Annotated in this window: 16 protein-coding genes and 1 pseudogene; 10 read left to right on the forward strand and 7 right to left on the reverse strand. The window is 68.2% G+C overall.

Going from position 1 to position 17,344, the window contains the following annotated elements:
* Positions 1-66 precede the first annotated feature (66 nt).
* From ACZ79I_RS29275 to ACZ79I_RS29285, 3 genes are read left to right on the forward strand one after another with little or no spacing between them, the layout of a single operon-like run.
* Positions 67-654, forward strand: coding sequence for a Scr1 family TA system antitoxin-like transcriptional regulator (locus tag ACZ79I_RS29275; RefSeq protein WP_471505304.1), 588 nt, complete (start codon positions 67-69; stop codon positions 652-654).
* Complete coding sequence (locus ACZ79I_RS29280; RefSeq protein ID WP_471501015.1) at positions 551-979, forward strand: DUF5753 domain-containing protein; 429 nt, start codon at positions 551-553, stop codon at positions 977-979. The genes ACZ79I_RS29275 and ACZ79I_RS29280 overlap by 104 nt, the downstream gene beginning before the upstream one ends.
* A complete protein-coding gene (locus tag ACZ79I_RS29285; protein ID WP_471501017.1) occupies positions 976-1,200 on the forward strand; it encodes a DUF397 domain-containing protein in 225 nt (74 codons plus the stop codon). The genes ACZ79I_RS29280 and ACZ79I_RS29285 overlap by 4 nt, the downstream gene beginning before the upstream one ends.
* Positions 1,201-1,506: 306 nt before the next feature.
* Here the strand turns inward: ACZ79I_RS29285 and ACZ79I_RS29290 are convergent, their stop codons facing one another.
* The 4 genes from ACZ79I_RS29290 to ACZ79I_RS29305 all read right to left on the reverse strand — a co-directional run bounded on the left by ACZ79I_RS29290 (position 1,507) and on the right by ACZ79I_RS29305 (position 4,301).
* A complete protein-coding gene (locus ACZ79I_RS29290) occupies positions 1,507-1,974 on the reverse strand; it encodes a hypothetical protein (RefSeq protein WP_471501019.1) in 468 nt (155 codons plus the stop codon).
* A 2-nt stretch (positions 1,975-1,976) separates the two neighbouring features.
* Positions 1,977-2,474 carry a hypothetical protein gene (locus ACZ79I_RS29295; RefSeq protein WP_471501021.1) on the reverse strand — a complete coding sequence of 166 codons (498 nt, stop codon included), beginning with the start codon at positions 2,472-2,474 and terminating at the stop codon, positions 1,977-1,979.
* A gap of 29 nt (positions 2,475-2,503) precedes the next feature.
* On the reverse strand, positions 2,504-3,820 hold the full coding sequence (locus ACZ79I_RS29300; RefSeq protein ID WP_471501023.1) for a hypothetical protein: 1,317 nt from the start codon (positions 3,818-3,820) through the stop codon (positions 2,504-2,506).
* An 88-nt stretch (positions 3,821-3,908) separates the two neighbouring features.
* Positions 3,909-4,301, reverse strand: a complete 393-nt coding sequence (locus ACZ79I_RS29305) for a hypothetical protein (RefSeq protein ID WP_471501025.1) — start codon at positions 4,299-4,301, stop codon at positions 3,909-3,911.
* Between the two features lie 311 nt (positions 4,302-4,612).
* Between ACZ79I_RS29305 and ACZ79I_RS29310 the strand changes: the two are divergent.
* The 3 genes and pseudogenes from ACZ79I_RS29310 to ACZ79I_RS29320 all read left to right on the forward strand — a co-directional run.
* A pseudogene (locus tag ACZ79I_RS29310) lies at positions 4,613-5,237 on the forward strand (IS66 family transposase); the annotation flags it as partial.
* Positions 5,238-5,262: 25 nt separating this feature from the next.
* Positions 5,263-6,561: an IS256 family transposase gene (locus ACZ79I_RS29315; RefSeq protein WP_471501027.1), complete on the forward strand. Its 1,299-nt coding sequence runs from the start codon at positions 5,263-5,265 to the stop codon at positions 6,559-6,561.
* A 60-nt stretch (positions 6,562-6,621) separates the two neighbouring features.
* Positions 6,622-7,706, forward strand: a protein-coding gene (locus tag ACZ79I_RS29320; protein WP_471493049.1) for an IS630 family transposase whose coding sequence is annotated in 2 segments (ribosomal slippage) — positions 6,622-7,147 and positions 7,147-7,706 — 1,086 coding nt in all. Because the reading frame shifts where the segments join, the coding sequence is not laid out codon by codon here.
* Between the two features lie 165 nt (positions 7,707-7,871).
* On the opposite strand, the gene ACZ79I_RS29325 is transcribed toward ACZ79I_RS29320, so the two are convergent.
* Together ACZ79I_RS29325 and eccCa are read right to left on the reverse strand one after the other, a co-directional pair.
* Positions 7,872-8,225, reverse strand: coding sequence for a DUF4333 domain-containing protein (locus tag ACZ79I_RS29325; RefSeq protein ID WP_471501029.1), 354 nt, complete (start codon positions 8,223-8,225; stop codon positions 7,872-7,874).
* Between the two features lie 225 nt (positions 8,226-8,450).
* Positions 8,451-12,404 (reverse strand): type VII secretion protein EccCa, encoded by a 3,954-nt coding sequence (gene eccCa, locus ACZ79I_RS29330; protein WP_471501031.1) that lies wholly within the window; start codon positions 12,402-12,404, stop codon positions 8,451-8,453.
* A 220-nt stretch (positions 12,405-12,624) separates the two neighbouring features.
* Here eccCa and eccD point away from each other — a divergent pair, with 220 nt between their 5' ends.
* Both eccD and ACZ79I_RS29340 read left to right on the forward strand, forming a co-directional pair.
* On the forward strand, positions 12,625-14,130 hold the full coding sequence (gene eccD, locus ACZ79I_RS29335; RefSeq protein WP_471505306.1) for a type VII secretion integral membrane protein EccD: 1,506 nt from the start codon (positions 12,625-12,627) through the stop codon (positions 14,128-14,130).
* Positions 14,131-14,265: 135 nt separating this feature from the next.
* Complete coding sequence (locus tag ACZ79I_RS29340; protein WP_471501033.1) at positions 14,266-15,765, forward strand: outer membrane protein assembly factor BamB family protein; 1,500 nt, start codon at positions 14,266-14,268, stop codon at positions 15,763-15,765.
* A gap of 57 nt (positions 15,766-15,822) precedes the next feature.
* On the opposite strand, the gene ACZ79I_RS29345 is transcribed toward ACZ79I_RS29340, so the two are convergent.
* Positions 15,823-16,119 carry a DUF397 domain-containing protein gene (locus tag ACZ79I_RS29345; protein ID WP_471501035.1) on the reverse strand — a complete coding sequence of 99 codons (297 nt, stop codon included), beginning with the start codon at positions 16,117-16,119 and terminating at the stop codon, positions 15,823-15,825.
* Between the two features lie 174 nt (positions 16,120-16,293).
* Here ACZ79I_RS29345 and ACZ79I_RS29350 point away from each other — a divergent pair, with 174 nt between their 5' ends.
* Together ACZ79I_RS29350 and rpsO are read left to right on the forward strand one after the other, a co-directional pair.
* Positions 16,294-16,470 (forward strand): hypothetical protein, encoded by a 177-nt coding sequence (locus ACZ79I_RS29350; protein WP_471501037.1) that lies wholly within the window; start codon positions 16,294-16,296, stop codon positions 16,468-16,470.
* 256 nt (positions 16,471-16,726) lie between these two features.
* Positions 16,727-17,014 carry a 30S ribosomal protein S15 gene (gene rpsO / locus ACZ79I_RS29355; RefSeq protein WP_100571636.1) on the forward strand — a complete coding sequence of 96 codons (288 nt, stop codon included), beginning with the start codon at positions 16,727-16,729 and terminating at the stop codon, positions 17,012-17,014.
* Positions 17,015-17,344 lie beyond the last annotated feature (330 nt).

A 17,344-nucleotide genomic window follows, 5' to 3' on the forward strand; every position in this document is an offset into this window, starting at 1 on the left:
GACTGAGCGCTCGGGGCTTCGGTCGGGCCGTAGGCCGGAGCCGCGTGGTGTCTTCTGCTGATGGCGATGGGATACAGGCTCCATGAGAAGCGGCTCTCGCCTCTCCTCCGAAACGGGCATCGCGGGACTGAGCGATCAGCAGCGCTCCGCGAGCACTTCGGTCAACTAAGCAGCCGGGAAGGCGAGTTCATCGGCCTTCGGATCCTGCCTGGCCAGGACGTCTCGCACACGGCTGAGGAGCCTGCGCGCGAGGTCGAGCTGTACGTCTTCGATCCGGTTGGCAAGCCGGGAAACGGACCCGTTGCCGTCTGTGAGGAGAAGGCAGGGCTGGCCTGGGCCCCGTCCAGGGCAGGAGTCCTACACGGATGGTGGGTCGGCAACAGCGCGGTACCGGAGTGGCGGGACCCGCTCGTCGCCTGCGACTACGGGGCGGCATACGAGCACGTCTTCGCGAGCTCCATGATCCCTGGCCTGCTCCAGACCAGGGAGTACGCCCGCGCAATCCACCAGGCACGTGAAACATGCAGCTCGAACGAAGCGATCAAGCCGGATGGTGGAAGCGCGCGTCAAGCGTCAGAGCATCTTGCGCCGGGAACCGGACCTGCATCTGTGGGTGGTACTGGACGAGGCGGTTCTGTGCAGAATGGCCGGTGACGCCGAGACCATGGCCCAGCAGCTCAAACACCTTCACGAAGCTGCCCAGAGCCCCAACAGCGACATTCAGATCCTGCTGTTCAGTGCCGGGGCGCACTCTGCGGGTGCCGGGCACTTCGTGATCCTCGGACGGGACGGCGAGCGGAAACCGCTCAACTCCATGACGGTCGACTACATCTCGATGCGCCGACGCGGACTGTTTCTGGACGACCCGGAGGACATGGCTGCCTACAAGCTGACGTTCGACTACCTTCGTTCGCAGGCCGCCAGCACCACGGCCTCGTTGCGTCTTGTCACCAGAGCGCTGCTGGAGTTGTCCCTATGACCGGCATAGGCGCTTCCCCTGCCGAACCCATGGCTGTGACCTGGTGCAAGAGCAGCTACAGCGGCGGCGAGGGCAATGATTGCGTGGAGATCGCGGACCTCCAGGTTGAGGCTCCCGTCCGGGATCCAAAGGTTCCCGACGGGAACAACCTCACTGTGTCGCGAGATGCCTTCACCGCGTTCCCACGACGTCTCACGGATGAGGATGGAAAGGCGCTGTGATGAGCGGCGGGATCGGTGGCCGGACAGGGTCCGGCCACATGGCGTGAGGTGAGGTGGCCGTGGTCACCGCTCAGGAGCGAGTGGCTGGGGATGTTTGTCCAGCGCCGTCTCTCGATCTTCGAAGTTGAGCGGTGCAAGCGTCCTGGTGGCAGGGCGATGTGGCTGATGAGCGAGACGATGATCGGCGGCGTTGCCAGGTCCGGGGGCTGGGCTCAGTTCCTATCCGCGCCGGGTTGGAACGGATTCATCTCGCGAACGGCTGGCGACCGCTCAACTTCGAAGACCCGGTTTCTCACCGGCCCGGTCTCACAGCCGGAACAACACTCCCCGCCAGGTCCATCCGGCGCCGAGGACCGTGTTTCGTAGAGGGTCCGTCATCTCTCGGGTGTCGAAGCGGAACGTCTCGACCTTGTGCCGACGGCCATCGGGGCCCTGCTCGACCTCCCAGTGCCGGTACACCGCAGGCGCGTTTCCACGTCCATACTGTGCATTGGCATTGTCGGACGAACGGTTCTCCCACCGCTCAGCGAGGAAACGCACCTCCCGCTTCTCAGGAATCAGGCGCATCCGGGTCTTGAGCCTCACGCCCACCCGCCGTATCTCACACTCCGCCACCAGGTCAGCCCTCTCCGCAGGGAGAGCATTGCGCACGCGGTACGGCACGTCTGGCCCGTTGAGCGCCAGCAGCGCGGCCCGGAGCTGCATGTTCGGCAGCGGTGCCACACTGCTGTCGGGGTGCTTGGTCCCGGTCAGTTTGTCCCAAAGATTCTCCACCGCTAAGCCCCCGCCCCATTGTCCGGGCGAACCGTGCGAACAAAGTCCTGAAAGTCTCCCAGGACGGCGTCGTGCTGGGCTGCAGTGGCGGTCAGAGCCAGCCGGATCACGGCACGCTTGTGTGGATCTTCGACGTCCGAGAGGGACAAGTACACATGTGTCTGGACGAGATCGCGACGCACGCCGTCGATGACGGTGGAGAATGTCAGCCGCTGGGTCAGGGCGGGCGCGTCGGCGGAGCCAAGCTCACGGCGGTGTGCCAACACCACCGACTCGGCGACCTCGCGCAGGCGCTCCACCGACTGGTCCGCGAGGTCGGCCAGCGTCACCGTGTCCGATGGCACCTCGAAGTCGATGGTGATGTTTGCGGCAAACCCGGCATCCGGCTGCGGGTGCACCGCAGCGAAGGCCACGCCGACGGCATCGACCCCTTTCGGACGGGCCGGGAGCCAGCCCTCCGGCAATCGGAACTCGATGGGCATCGGCAGTGTCGTGGGCATTGCGGGCCCTCCTTCCAGGGGAAAGTAGATCAGAACCAGTTGGTGACGCTGTCCTTGACGGAGCCGATGCTGTCGCCGACCGAGTCGACCGCGTCGCCCACCGCGTCGGCCGCATCGCCAACGGTCTTGCTCAGTTTGTCCGGATCGACAGTGATCTCGACTCCCGCTGCACCGCCGAGGACGGGCGAGACGCCGGCCTTACCGCCGAGGTGGAACTTGCCGTCGTCGTCTCTCTTGTAGCCCCACCACGCCTCCGCACCGGGACCGGCCCACCCCTCGGCCGTCGCCCCGACACCGATGCCGGCGACCTCCCCACCTCCGGCGACGCTGCCTTTCGCCCCGGCAAACGCCTTCGCGCCAACGGTGAGCTCGTCCTTGGTCGCCTTAACGTTGATCCCCGCCTCGGCACCGGCGAATCCGTCGGCTCGCCCGTAGACACCGGCGTAGGGTCCGTACTCGGTCCGGCCTTCGGCCAATGCCCGCAGCCCCACGGACGCCTCGGCCTTGCCCACGACGCCCTTGTTGTTGAATCCGTAGTTCGCAGTGGACCTGGCTCCCCCATAGCCGTCGGCTATCCCGGCAAGCTTCCAGTCTCCATTGGTCAGCGTCCCTTCCGCGGTCGCGTGGAAGAGGTCGGCGTACGCCTTGACTGATCCCTCCTTGCCATACTTGGGGTCAGTGGTGACGGAGAAGCCAGCACCGGGACCGGTCAGCTTGGCCTTTCCTTCGGCGACCCAACCGTCGGTCTTCATGCCTACGGGCTTCTGGTTCGCGTACGCGTCAATGTCGCCCTGTGCCTGCCCGTTGAAGCCGGTGAGCGTGCCGTCGGCGAGGTCGCCGTCAACCACCGCGGCCTGTAGCGCGGTCTGAACATCCTTGTCGGCGTCGCTCACGTTCTTCACGCACTGATCGATAAGTTGTTGCCAGGAGCTGACGGACCCGCGGACGCTTTCCTGGTAGTCGGGATCGTGGACCCAGGCCGTGCGCTCGGCCTGGCTCAGCTTGTCGGCGTCGAAGGACACCAGCCCCTGGTCGGACACCTTCATGCCCGCTTCCGCGGCGTCCTTTCGAGCCGATTCGAGCTTGCCACGCAGGCTTGTGAAGTGTGTGTGCGCGTCCCGGAAGAGGCAGGCGATGGCCTTCGCCTCGACCTGGGCCTTCTGGAATTCCTTCAACGTGATGTCGAAGCGCTTGTTGGCGGCGTCCGCGCTCAGGCCCGTCCAGGTCCGCCCCATGGATATGCCGTGCACATCCCGCCTGTACGCCGTCTCCTGCTTGTGGAACTCTTTCGCCATGCCATCCCAGCGTTCGGCGGCCGTGGTGAGTGCGGACAGGTCGGTCGTCATGATCTCGTGGTACGTCGGCATGAGTCCCCGTTGCGTGTGATGGCGTGTCCGGATGACGTTGCGGCCCCATAGTCCGGGCCTGATGTGATCAGAATTCGTCGAGCGACGAGGACGCGCGAACTCCCGATCCGACCCCGAGGTCCGTGCTCTGCAGCACGGTGTTGGTCGCCCGCAGTGCAGCTTTTTCAGACGCGAGCCGGTTCATCAGGTTTTGAACTTGCTCGCCCCACGTCTTGTGGGCGCTCTTGACGGCTCTCGACGTGAGCCATCCGTCCCCGTCTTTGGCTTGGAACTCCTTCACGAGGGCGTTCGTCTCGCCGTCCGCCCAGTCGCCGGCCTTCTTGGCGTCAGGTTCGATGTGATCCTCGATGGCCCGTGCGGCGGCCTGCTTCTCTGAGGGACTCGACGCCAGGTCCTTCTGGCCACCCCAGGGAGCCCCCGAGGAACCCCCGGAATCGGCGGGATACTGATTCAGCTGCATGCCGATGGTATGTGCAGCTTCGCGGTTGCCCCCATACTGCTCTCCGACGGGCTCTGTCATGAGTCCCTGCCCCCCAGTGCGCTCGATTGGCGTGCACTGGCCAGGCTAGCAACTTGCCTACCTCCATAAGCGGTAGGGAGCGCTTCCGCCGGTCAACCGATCGGGGGCCAGTAGTCGTCGAATCATTTGCCCAAGCCAGTTTCTCATCCGCTGCTCTGACAGGTGGTCACCAGGGATGTCTCGCGGCGAGGCCGGTGCCCACGCCCAGGCAAGCCCAGGGGGCGTAAACGTCGGGTCTCGCCGCCCACCGCGTGCACGTCGGGGACCGTACCAAGGGCACTATCGACGTTGGAGGCATCTGACCCGCCTCCGACGCCGTGCTGGTCCGCGACGGCTGCACCCACCTCGACCATGTTCTGCACGCATGGTGTGGCGCCTGCTGCGCGACCTGCGCTCCATCCACGACTGCGACCCCGCCAGCCAGCTGGGGGCCTGGCACGGCCGACATCTTGCTGGACGCCGAGCACGCCGCTGAGCAAGCCGGCGCCTGCGGTCTGGACGCCCTGACCGCGCACGACCGGCAAAGATCTGCAACCGCTGCCTCGGCGCACTCGCCCACGGCCGCACCGCTACCACCGGCTGGTGCGGCCCCCGCCGACGAAGCTCGGACACTTATCCGGCGCTTTGAGTGCGTTGACGACCTCATCCTCAGGTCTTGCGCGGTCCCCTTCTCGAACAACTTGGCCGAGAGGGACCAAAAGCCCGTCACGGTCCAGCAACGCACCTCTGGCGGCTGCTGGAGAACGCAACAGGGCCCGGCCGACTTCGCCGTCGTCCAGTCCTACCTGTCCACCGTTGAAAAGTGGGGACTGGACGCTGGAGCAGCTCTTCACCACCGGCGCGTGGCCCGCCGGGTCTGTACGGTCTTCGGTGTAACTCCCGATCATGGAAGTAGCACCTGATGAGCGACGTGACTGTCTCTGCCGAGGCGGTTGAAGAGGTCTGGCCGGCCGAGTTGCAGGCGGACGTGCTAGACGAGCAGTTGATCGGGCAGTTGGTCGACCGGGCCCGCGCGAGCGGCCTGCAGCTGACCGGCGAGGGCGGGCTGTTGCAGCAGGCCACCAAGCGCGTGTTGGAGTCCGCTCTCGAAGGCGAGATCACCGACCACCTCGGCTATGAGAAGCACGACCCGGCCGGTGCCGGTAGCGGCAACAGCCGTAATGGGGCCCGGTCCAAGACCGTGCTGACCGACGTCGGTCCGGTGGAGATCACGGTGCCGCGTGATCGCGACGGCAGCTTCGAGCCGCAGATCATCAAGAAGCGGCAGCGGCGGCTGACCGGTGTCGACGAGATGGTCCTGTCGCTGTCCGCGCGTGGTCTGACGCACGGTGACATCTCCGCCCACCTGGCCGAGGTCTATGGCGCGAGCGTGTCCAAGCAGACCATCTCGACCATCACCGACAAGATCATGGACGGGATGGCCGAGTGGCAGAACCGGCCGCTGGACCCGGTCTATCCGGTGATCTTCATCGACTGCGTGCACGTGAAGGTGCGAGACGGGCAGGTGGCGAACCGGCCGATCTACGTCGCACTCGCGGTAACGGTGGACGGCACGCGCGACATTCTCGGTCTGTGGGCCGGCGATGGCGGCGAAGGCGCCAAGTACTGGCTCCAGGTCCTGACCGAGATCAAGAACCGCGGCGTCGAGGACGTGTGCATGGTCGTCTGCGACGGGCTCAAGGGCCTGCCCGACTCGATCTCGGCGGTCTGGCCCCAGGCGGTGACCCAGACCTGCGTCGTTCACCTGATCCGGGCCTCGTTCCGCTACGCGGGCCGCCAGGACTGGGACAAGATCTCCCGCGCGCTCAAGCCGGTCTACACCGCTCCGACCGCGAGTGCGGCGGAAGACCGGTTCCTGGAGTTTCAGGAGGAGTGGGGCGCCAAATATCCGGCGATCGTGCGGCTTTGGGAGAACGCCTGGGCCGAGTTCGTACCGTTCCTCCAGTTCGACACCGAGATCCGCCGTGTCGTCTGCACCACCAATGCGATCGAGTCGGTCAACGCTCGCATACGAAAAGCCGTCCGGGCCCGCGGCCACTTCCCGAACGAGGCCGCAGCCCTCAAATGCGTCTACATGGCCGTCATGAGCCTGGACCCCACCGGCCAGGGACGCAAACGCTGGACCATGCGCTGGAAGCCCGCCCTGCAGGCCTTCGACATCGCCTTCGACGGCCGACTCTCCGTCGGCCGCCGCTACTGACCTTGCTGGCGTGATGTCGTGGGGGTCGACAAGCTGTGCTTGTCGCAGTAGGCCGGTCACATGAGGTATCCGCAAGGGGGCGGGCTGACCGCGGAGCGACGGGCGTTTCGCGAGCACATCCGGATGCAGGCGGCCGAGTTGTTCGCCCTGGAACACGACAATGCAGCTATCGCCAGGCAGTTACGTGTCAGCGTGCGGTCGATACAGCGGTGGCACCAGGCATGGGAGCACGGCGGAACACCGGCCCTGGAGTCGAAGGGGCAGGCGTCCCAGCCCAAGCTGAGTGAGGCACTGTTTGCGGCGCTCGAGCAGGAGCTGGCCAGGGGGCCGGTAGCGCACGGCTGGCCGGACCAGACGTGGACGCTCGCGCGGATCAAGACGCTGATCGGGCGCCGGTTCCACAAGAGCATGACGCTGTCGGCCATCGCGCAGATGCTGCACCGCCACGGTTTCAGCCATCAGGTCCCCGCCCGCCGCGCGGTAGAGCGGGACGAGGACGCCGTCACCGGCTGGGTGAAGGGAACCTGGCCGCAGGTGGAAGGTCCGTGGCGGCGCTCGGGGCCTGGCTGTGCTTCGAAGACGAGGCCGGCTTCTCGATGACGCCGCCCACCGCCCGCACCTGGGCCCGGCGCGGCCACACACCCGTCATCCGGGTGCGGGGACGTTCCCAGCGCCGCTTCTCCATCGCCGCCCTGGCCTGCTACAAGCAGGGTGAACGCTCACGCCTGGTCTACCGGCCCAAACGCCACGTCGATCACAAGCGGGGCGGCAGACGCAGTTTCACCTGGACCGACTACCGCGACCTGCTCATCGCCGCCCACCAGCAGCTTGGCGCACCGATCGTGCTGGTGTGGGACAACCTGAACGTCCACAAAGACCATCGGCTGCGGGAGTTCATTGACACTCACGATTGGATCACCTGCTACTTCCTGCCGTCCTATGCACCCGACCTCAACCCCGTCGAGGGCATCTGGTCACTGCTGCGACGCAGCAGCCAGGCCAACACCGCATTCACCAACCCGGACCACCTCATGAGCGCGCTTCGCCACGGTCTCCGCCAGATCCAGTACCGCAGCAACCTCATCGACGGATGTCTCGCCGAAACCGGCCTCACCTTGACGACATCACGGCAACAATGTCAGTAACTCACACCACCCGAGTTACACCGTTGGCTGGACAGACCCTACCCAAGCTCGGCACCTCGGCAGCAGATCCTGCGGCTCTGCCTTGACCTGCACAGTTACGAGTTGGTGAAATCCGGCGAGACCTCACGGAACACTATCCGAGCCCTGGTGCAGAACATCGTGGGGTCAGTTCACAGCCGGGGACGCTGTGTCGTCGGCCTTGAAGTCGAAGTTGATCTGGTCTCCATCGACAGAGGACACCGTGACTGATATGCCCAAGGTGCTTCCATCCTCCGCTGTGAGCTTGCATCGGGTGGTGGTACCGACCTTGCCTACGAGGTCCTCGGGACAAGTGATGTGCGGCTTCGGCTGACCCGTCGTGGCAGCAAGCCTTTCGGCGAGCATGGTGGCCAGCTTGTCGGCAGACATCCGCGGCGTGGACCTTTCGACGTGGACCGAGGCCGAGCAGCCAACGAGTAGTACGCCGGCGGCTGCGGCCGAGAGGCCCCAGGTTGTCAGGGTCAAGCGGGCTTTGGTCATTACGGAATCCACCCCAAGTGATCAAGGAAAGGGACACGCTGAAAGGCAAACATTCAGATGGATAATCGGAACGTGACAAGGATCGTGCAAATATGACGTCCTGTAAGAAAACGCTGCCCCATGAGGCCCGGGTGTTCCCCCGGTCCTGACCCCGTGCGGACGGGGAGTGTCGCGAATCTATCGGCCGGAACTGACCGAGTCCCATCAGTTTGCGCATCAATATCGTTACTCCGCCACCAGCCCCACCTGAACCAACGGCTTCCCCCGCCGCCGTGAAACGAAGACCCCCCGCCCCGCAGGCATCGGCCGCGGCCGTACCCCGCCGAGGATGTCCCCCTCCCCGGGGTCGCCGGCCAGCACCACGCCCTGGGCGCCCAGCTCCTTGATCCGCTGCATGAACGGCTCGTACGAGGCCCGGCCCGCGCCGGCCGAGGACCGCGCGATGATGAACCGCACGCCCACGTCCCGGGCGAACGGCAGCAGTTCCGTCAGTCCCGCCAGCGGGTTGCCACTCGACGTCGACACGAGGTCGTAGTCGTCGATGACGACGAACACCGTCGGCCCCTGCCACCAACTGCGGTCCCGCAACTGCTGTGCGGTGACGTCCGCGGTCGGTGTGCGGCGCTGCATCAGGTTGGCCAGGGCGGTCATGTGGTGGTCCATGGCGTTGGACATGGGGATGTACTCCGCCAGGTGGCTCGCGGGTGTCACGTCCAGCAGGGAACGCCGGTTGTCCACGATGAACAGCTTGCACTCGTCGCCCGGGTAGCGCTCCGTCAGCTGCTTGATCAGCAGCCGCAGCAGGTTCGACTTGCCCGACTCGCTCTCGCCGAAGACGAGGAAGAACGGGTCCTGCTCGAAGTCGACGAACACCGGTTCGAGGTTGTCCTCGTCCAGTCCGAACGCGACGCCGTGCCGCGGGAAGCGGTCACCCGCAGGCAACTGCTCGGCGGCGAACTCGCGGGGCAGCAGCCGCACTTCGGGCGCGCCGGGCGCCTGCCAGTGGCGGGAGACCTCCGTCGCCAGCGCCTGAGTGGCGTCGGCAAGGTCTGTGTCGGACGTCAGACCGTCGATGCGCGGTACCGCCGCCATGAAGTGCAGCTTCTGCGGCGACTGCCCGCGACCGGGCACGCCCGCGGGCACGTTGGCGGCCACCTTCCGGTCCAGCTCGGAATCCATCGTGTCGCCGAGCCGCAGCTCCAGCCGGTTCATCAGGTGGTCCTTCAGGGCGGATCGGATCTCCATGGAACGCGAGGCCGTCAGGATCAGGTGGACGCCGTAGCCGAGCCCTCGCGCCGCGATGTCCAGGATGACCTGGTCCATCGCCTCGTACTCCGCGCGGAAGTTGCCCCAGCCGTCGATGACCAGGAAGACATCGCCCCACGGTTGGCTGGCTACCGGGATGTCGCCGCGGGCCCGCCTTGCCCGGTACTCCGCGATCGATGAGAGGCCCGACGAGCGGAAGTACTCCTCGCGGCGCGTCAGCACGCCGTACACCTCGGCCACCGTCCGCCGTACCCGCTCCGGGTCCAGTCGCGAGGCCACCCCGCCCACGTGGGGCAGGCCGGCCACCGCCGCCATGCCTCCACCGCCGAAGTCGAGGCCGTAGAACTGGACCTCGTAGGGCGTGTGGGTGAGGGCGAAGGAGCAGATGAGCGAGCGCAGCAGCGTCGACTTGCCGGACCGCGGGCCGCCGAGGATCTGCATATGGCCGGCCGCGCCGGAGAAGTCCGCCCAGAGGGCGTCACGGCGCTGCTCGTACGGCTTGTCCACCAGGCCGATGGGCACGATCAGACGGCCCGCGCCCTCGTAGTCGGGCTGCGTGAGCCCGCGGCCCTGCACCGCGGTGAGCCCGGGCAGGAGCTCGTCCAGCGACGGCGGGCTGTCCAGCGGCGGCAGCCACACCTGGTGCGCCGCAGGGCCCTGTGCCTCCAGCCGGCGCACGATCACATCGAGCACCGTGTCCGCGAGCGCCTCGTCGACGTCGGCCGTGTCCGTGCGCTGCCGAGGCACCGGCACGTACCGGACGGGTACCTCCGCCGCCGTGAACAGCACCGGCCGCCGGTCCACCGGCAGCGCGCCGCCGCCCGGCCCCGCCTGCCGGCCGCCCGATCGGTAGACGCCCGAGACGTACGCCGCCTTGAACCGCACCATTTCGTCCGTGCCGAACTTCAGGAAGCCGGAACCCGGGACGTTCGGGAGCTGGTACGCGTCCGGCACGCCCAGCGCGGCCCGTGACTCCGCCGCCGAGAAGGTCCGCAGGCCGATCCGGTACGACAGGTATGTCTCCAGGCCGCGCAGCCGGCCTTCCTCCAGCCTCTGGGACGCCAGGAGCAGGTGCACGCCGAGCGAGCGGCCGATACGGCCGATCTGCACGAACATCTCGATGAAGTCCGGCTTCGCCGTCAGCAGTTCGCTGAACTCGTCGATGACGAGCACGAGGGAGGGGATCGGCTGCAGCGGCGCACCCGCCGCCCGCGCCTTCTCGTAATCGTGGATGTTGGCGTAGTTGCCCGCGTCGCGCAGCATCTCCTGGCGGCGGTTGAGCTCCCCGCGGATGGAGTCGCCCATGCGGTCGACCAGCGTGAGATCGTCGGCCAGGTTGGTGATGACCGCCGCCACGTGCGGCATCGCAGCCATGCCGGCGAAGGTCGCACCGCCCTTGAAGTCCGCCAGTACGAAGTTCAGGGTCTCCGACGAATGTGTGACCGCGAGGCCGAGCACCAGCGTGCGCAGCAGCTCCGACTTGCCGGAACCGGTGGCACCCACGCACAGCCCGTGCGGGCCCATGCCCTCCTGCGCGGCCTCCTTGAGGTCCAGCATGACGGGCCGGCCGTCCTCGCCGACGCCGATCGGTACGCGCAGCCGCTCGGCCAGCGAACGCGGCCTCCAGGTGCGCTTGGTGTCGACCGAGGCCGCGTCACCGAGGTTGAGCAGGTCGGTGAACTCCAGGTTGGCGAGCAGCGGTTCGTCGTCCCCGCCGGAGGCCACCCGCAGCGGCGCCAGCTGACGGGCCAGGGCCTCGGCGGACTCGTAGGAGAGCGCGTCGGGAGTGCCCTCGTAGACCGCACCGTGCGCCGACTCCAGATGCAGCGCGCCGGGGCGTACGACGATGGAGAGGTCACCGTCGGCCCCGGTCGGCTCGCCGGGGGCGACCTCGAGGACGGTCACACCCTGCAGCCCCTCGGGGTTGGCCAGCACCGAGTCCGGGGCCGGTGAAACGCCGTCCAGTACGACGACGATGTGCGGCTCGTCCGGCAGCGGCGCCGCGTTCGGGTGGAAGCGCGGGCGGCCGGTCAGCCGGGAGGCGAGGAGGTCCTCCAGCTCGCGCGAGTCGCCGTCGATCAGCCGGCGGCTGCCCGCGCCGTCCACCGCACCGGGCGCCTGCACGTGCGGCAGCCACTTCGCCCACTCCCAGTGCGCCAGTGCCTCCCGTCCCGCGGCGACCGCGATGATCAGGTCCTCGGGGGAGTGCAGCGCCGCCAGCGACCCGGCCATGGCGCGCGCGGAGGACCGTGCCGACTGCGCGTCACCGCTGATCGTGACGTGGTAGAAGGCGCGCAGGGAGACCGCCATCGGCAGGTCGTCCAGGGTCCCGTGGGCGGCCAGGAAGCGTTGCATGGCGCCCGCCGTCAGCGGTTCCAGCTGCTCGACCGGGGCGGCCTCGGGCGCGACGAGCGGGGTGGCGAGCGACTGCGCGCCGAGGCCGATGCGGACCTGGGCGAAGTCCTCGTCGCCCGGGCGTCGTTCCCACACGCGGCTGCCCTCGGCGATCAGGGCCCACAGCTGGTCGGGGGAGGGGTGCAGGTAGTACTGGGCGTCGCGCTGCGTCCTCGCGGTGTCCAGGACGGTGCGCCGGGTCTGCGCCAGATAGCTCAGGTAGTCGCGGCGCATGTCCGCCAACTGCCCCTGCGAGCCGCGGCGGAAGCGGACCACCATGGCGATGGACATCGCCACCGTCGAGGCGATCATCACCATGCCCATGATCTTCATGAACGGCTGTCCGTTCGTGAAGAAGAAGACCACGGAGCCGCCCATGCCGAGCGTCGGCAGCAGTTGCATCAGAACGCTCTCCTGATGCCCCCGCGGCAATTCGGGCGGAGGCTGCAGGACGATCTCACCCGTGGGCACTTCGGACGGCAGCGACCGAGGCGGACGCTTCACGACGATGTGGCTCACTGCTCACCAATTCCCTCGACGGGCCCCCAGAGTTCGTCCGCCGCCCCGTGTCAGGCGGACGCAGGCCGCCGCGTGATCCTACTGACTGCACGCGGGACGAGGGGGCGGTAGGGTGCCGGATGTTCGCGTGCGCACACGCGAGTTGGGCCGGCGGACCGGTCGCGGACATCACCGATGCCGCAGACGCGGAACCATCACTGAGGGGGAGCAGCAGGTGAGCATGACGGCCTCCACGGCGGCCACCGGAGGAGGGCCCGGTACGGGAGCGTCTTCCGGGGTGGGCACGGGGCTCGGCTTCTGCCGGGTCACGATCGTCGCGCCCGACAGCCGGATCGACGTGGCGCTGCCCGACGACGTCCCGGTCGCCGACATCTATCCGGAGATCCTGCGGCTGTCCCGGCAGAGCCCCGCCGAGGGCGCCCCGGTCGGCTACCACCTCGTACGCCGGGACGGCACCGTCCTCGACAGCTCCCGGTCCTTCGCCGCCCAGCGCATCCTCGACGGTGAACTGCTCGCGCTGCGCCCCTTCTCCGAGTCGCTGCCTCCAGCCGTCTTCGACGACGTGTCCGAAGCGGTCGCCTCGGCCGTCACACGGGACCACATGCTGTGGGACGGTGATCTGACACGGGCCGCGGGCCTCGTCGGGGGCGGCGTCCTGCCGCTACTGCTCGCCTTCGTGGCCTGGACCGCCGACCCGCGCCACGACATGCACGGCCTGCCCGGCATCCTCGCCGCGATCGCCGGCGTGCTCCTGGTCGTTCTCGCCTGCGTACGGGCCCGGATCTACGACGACCGCTCCTCGGCCGTCGCCCTGGGACTCGGCGCCCTGCCCAACCTGGGGGTGGCGGGCTCCGGACTCCTGCCGCTCGCCGACGGCCAGGGCATCGGCAAGCTGCAGTTCCTCCTCGCCTGTGCGGCGGTGCTCCTGGCCGCGGTCCTCCTCACCCTGTGCTCGCCGAGCGGGGACGGCCCGTTCGTCGCCGTCGTCTTCGCGTCCGCCATCGGCCTGGTCGTGGTGTTCACCGCGATCCTGGAGCACTGGAGCGCCTCCGAGATCGCTGCGCTGTGCGCGCCGATCGCCGTGGGAGCCCTGGGCTTCCTGCCGGGCCTGTCGATGCGCTTCGCCCGCCTTCCGATCGGTTTCGACGCCCCGGACACCGCTCCGCGCAGCGCGTACGGCGCGGACCCCGCTCTCCAGGAGCCGGTCGACGCCGAGCGCGTCGCCGCCCAGGCCCGGCGCGGCCATGAACTCCTGGTCGGCCTGGTCGGCGGCTGTGCGATGGTCGCGGTCGCGGCCTCGGCCGTCCTCGGCTTCTCCGGTGACGTCTGGCCCCAGTTGCTCGCCCTTGCGACCGGTGTCGCGCTGGCGATGCGCGCCCATCTCTTCCGCTACACCGCGCAGGTCGCCGCCGTCCTGGGCGCGGGCCTCGCCTCCCTGGTGCTGCTCGGCCTCGGTCTGGCGCTCGACCCGCCGGACGCGCTGGTCCGCGAGGCCCTCACAGGGGCCCGCACCGGCCTCGACATCCGCACGATCTGGCTCGTCGCGGCGATCGCAGCGGCGGCCGCGCTCATCACCGCGATCGGCCTGATCGTCCCGCGCCGCGGCCTGACCCCCTTCTGGGGACGTTTCCTGGAGATCGCCGAGAGCTTCGTGCTGCTCACGCTGGTGCCGCTGGCGCTCGCCGTCTTCGACGTGTACGCGACCGTCCGGTCGATGACCGGCTGACCAGGCCCGTTCCACGGTCTACGCGTCAGACCTCCACGCCTCAAGCGCCGACGCGCCGACGCGTCAACACCCGTGTTTTCACGGCTGGATGACGGCTGCCGGAGGGAGGCAGCCGTCGAAGAAGGGAATCTCCGCGTGAGCTACGGCCCGCCTCCGTCCATCTACACGCAGTCCGCGCTGGCGGCGGACGACCAGCGCAACAAGCGCCGCATACGGCTGTTCGGCGCGGGGGCGGCCGTCCTGCTCACCGTGGTGTGCGCGGGCGGCTGGCTCCTGCTGTCCAGCCCGGGCGAGGGCGGGCCGGCCGGGGGCAAGGCGTCGGCCGCGGCCCCGGGCCCCGACGAGATCAGGGAGACCGTCGAGAAGATCCCGGTCACCCCCGAGGGCCAGGTGGTGATCGACCACTCCGAGGAGAACCTCCCCAAGTCCACCGACCCCGCCCCGCGGTACGCGCCCGGCACCTGGGCCACGGGCAGGATCTTCGCCAAGGGCATCGCCGACACCGTGGTGGGGCTCAAGATCGAGCCCCACTACGACGAGAAGGCATGGACCCTCAAGCTGGACGGCCACATCTGCGCCACCAGCGGCCACGTCACCGTCGACGGTCGCACGGCGGTCGTCGTGCAGCCCGGCCAACGCAAGGGGACCAGCGCTCAGGGCGTGTGCGACGAGGTGGTGTTCTTCGACCTGAACACCGGCAGGAAGCTCTGGCAGAAGAAGATGCCCTCGGCGGACTTCGCCTATGTGACGAACACGAACCTGACCCTGACCCGCGGCGTGGTGGCCGTGGCCTGGGGACACGGTTCGGTCGCGTACGACATGAGGGACGGCAGGCAGCTCTGGAACGGCACCACCGTCTCCGCGTGCGAGGACAAGGGGTTCGCCGGCGGACGCGCGCTGCTCGCCCTGGAAAGCTGCGGGGGGCCGTCCGGCACCACCTACAAGGTGCAGAGGCTCGACCCGCGCACGGGCAGGGCCGAGTGGACGTACAAGGTCGCCGGAGGGGTCCAGGACGTCTATCTGCCCTCGTCGGACCCGCCGGTGCTGGCCGTCGCGGCCGGGGACAGCCTGGTCACCGACCTGATCACGCTCGACCGCCACGGAAGGCACCTGGCCACGGTCTCCATGGGCGGGCGCTACGACCCCAAGTGCGGCGACCGGTACTTCGGGGCGGGGTACTTCGGTGAGGTGGAGTACTGCGACGGAATGGTCGTGGGGGCGAGCCAGGTCTACGTCGAGAGCAAGGAGACCGGCGAGATCGACCAGCCGGAGAACTGGATCATGGCCTTCGACCTCAAGACCGGGAAGACGGTGCGGAAGTTCGAGGGACGTCCCATGGAGCCGGTGGTTCCGCTGCGGATGAGCGGGGACCGGCTCCTGGTGTACCGGCAGAGCTACAGCGACATCGAACCGTCGGCCGTGGTGAGCTGGAATCCGGGCACGGACGAGGAGACACCGTTCCTGCTCTTCAATCTGCCGGACGACGACGACGGGAACCTGAGCGATCCGGAACAGTCCGACATCATCGTCGAGCAGGGCAGGGTCTTCTTCGCCAAGCGGGAACTGACCGCCGACGGGAAGTGGCACAAGGCGCAGGCGGCGATCGGCCTGGGGAGCGCCGGGGTGGCTCACTGACGGACGCCACGGCGGAAGAGGGACGGCGCAGCGCGCGCCGTCCCTCTCGTGCTCCCGTCACTCCGCCGCGAGCCCCCCGTTGTGCGGCGCCGGCTCCAGATCGAACTCCCCGTCCCGCGCACCCAGCACGAAGGCCCGCCACTCCGCCTCCGTGTACCGCAGCACGGTGCCGGGATCCAGGGACGATCTCATGGCCACGGCGCCGCCCGGCAGATAGGCGATCTCGACCCGCTCCTCGTGCTCCTCGGTCCCCGGTGCGCTGTGCCACTCGACCCCCGAGATGTCGAGGGCGTAGAGCTCGTTCTTCTCCCGCTCCTTGCGTTCCCTGACGTTCTTCTCCAGGGCATCAGCCATGGTGGAGTGGTCCTTTCGCGATGTGCCACCGAGCGACCGACCACATTACTTGTGGTCGCCGGACGCCGTCTGCCGGTGGACGGAGACGACGGCCCCATAACAGAGTGTCACACGGCTGTCACAACTCTCATAGCCATGCCCATGCCATCACGCGGTGCCACTACATTCCCGGCCATGACTCTCAACCTGGCGTATGCGGCCGCGGCCGGGGGGCGGCGCGGCCGGTACCACTCCCACTACCACCACGGCGGCACGGGCGGCGGAGGAACGACGTGGCTGTGGGTCCTGGTCGCCGTCGTGGTCGTCGTCCTCGTCGTCTGGGCGGTCAAGCGATCGACGGCGGACGACTGAGCGGTGCTCCGCCCGTACCCTTCCCTCGGCCGGTGTGCGCGGGCGGGCCGCGGCCAAACGCGTCCGTCCAGGCTGGTACGCTGTGGGACGGCCGTTTGTGTACGCACCTCCGGAGCCCGCCCCCAGTCCTGCACCAGGGGCGTCCAGGGACCTGGAGGCCGCGCCCAGCGGATCCCCGCCTCCCGAGTCACGGAAGCTCCCCTGAGAAGACGACCAGGGGCACTCGGTGGCACTCCGAAGACCACGAGGAGTACGCGTGTCGCTCGACGCCGCTACGAAGAAGCAGATCATCACCGAATTCGGTACCAAGGAGGGCGACACCGGCTCCCCCGAGGTCCAGGTCGCGCTGCTGTCCCGCCGCATCTCCGACCTGACCGAGCACCTCAAGACCCACAAGCACGACCACCACTCCCGCCGTGGTCTGCTGATCCTGGTCGGCCAGCGCCGCCGCCTGCTGCAGTACCTGGCCAAGAAGGACATCCAGCGCTTCCGTGCGCTGGTCGACCGCCTCGGCATCCGCCGTGGTGCGGCGGGCGCCAAGTAAGACGCCGTGGAGGGAGCGGTTCCCATACGAAGGGAGCCGCTCCCTTTGCTGTACGTGCGGACTGTCACCGCCGCTTTGTAGTGTGGTAGCACAACGCAATACGTACGACGCAGACGCAGTGTGACAGTGCCCGGACATGCCGGGCGCCGTCCCGCACACCGAACGAGGAGAAGCGCACCTCGCCGCCGCCGGTCCTCGGTAGTGGCCCCCGGGGGGAAGCGAGCCCCGGGTGCTTCGATCGAAGACCGGCCCGCACCAGACGGAGCGCTTCTCCGCCACCGTCCCCCTGCCACACGGGCAGCCCAGGGACGAAGACGAGGAGAAAACGCT

This window comes from Streptomyces sp. PSU-S4-23 (assembly GCF_055632315.1).

Excerpts from the sequence above, each read along its gene's own strand:
- ACZ79I_RS29295 (WP_471501021.1), bottom strand. The coding sequence starts at position 2,474 with ATGCCCACGACACTGCCGATGCCCATCGAGTTCCGATTGCCGGAGGGC.
- ACZ79I_RS29325 (WP_471501029.1), bottom strand. The coding sequence starts at position 8,225 with ATGACCAAAGCCCGCTTGACCCTGACAACCTGGGGCCTCTCGGCCGCA.
- ACZ79I_RS29315 (WP_471501027.1), top strand. The coding sequence starts at position 5,263 with ATGAGCGACGTGACTGTCTCTGCCGAGGCGGTTGAAGAGGTCTGGCCG.
- ACZ79I_RS29285 (WP_471501017.1), top strand. The coding sequence starts at position 976 with ATGACCGGCATAGGCGCTTCCCCTGCCGAACCCATGGCTGTGACCTGG.
- ACZ79I_RS29350 (WP_471501037.1), top strand. The coding sequence starts at position 16,294 with ATGACTCTCAACCTGGCGTATGCGGCCGCGGCCGGGGGGCGGCGCGGC.
- ACZ79I_RS29300 (WP_471501023.1), bottom strand. The coding sequence starts at position 3,820 with ATGACGACCGACCTGTCCGCACTCACCACGGCCGCCGAACGCTGGGAT.
- ACZ79I_RS29275 (WP_471505304.1), top strand. The coding sequence starts at position 67 with ATGGGATACAGGCTCCATGAGAAGCGGCTCTCGCCTCTCCTCCGAAAC.
- ACZ79I_RS29305 (WP_471501025.1), bottom strand. The coding sequence starts at position 4,301 with ATGCAGCTGAATCAGTATCCCGCCGATTCCGGGGGTTCCTCGGGGGCT.
- ACZ79I_RS29345 (WP_471501035.1), bottom strand. The coding sequence starts at position 16,119 with ATGGCTGATGCCCTGGAGAAGAACGTCAGGGAACGCAAGGAGCGGGAG.
- eccD (WP_471505306.1), top strand. The coding sequence starts at position 12,625 with ATGACGGCCTCCACGGCGGCCACCGGAGGAGGGCCCGGTACGGGAGCG.
- ACZ79I_RS29280 (WP_471501015.1), top strand. The coding sequence starts at position 551 with ATGGTGGAAGCGCGCGTCAAGCGTCAGAGCATCTTGCGCCGGGAACCG.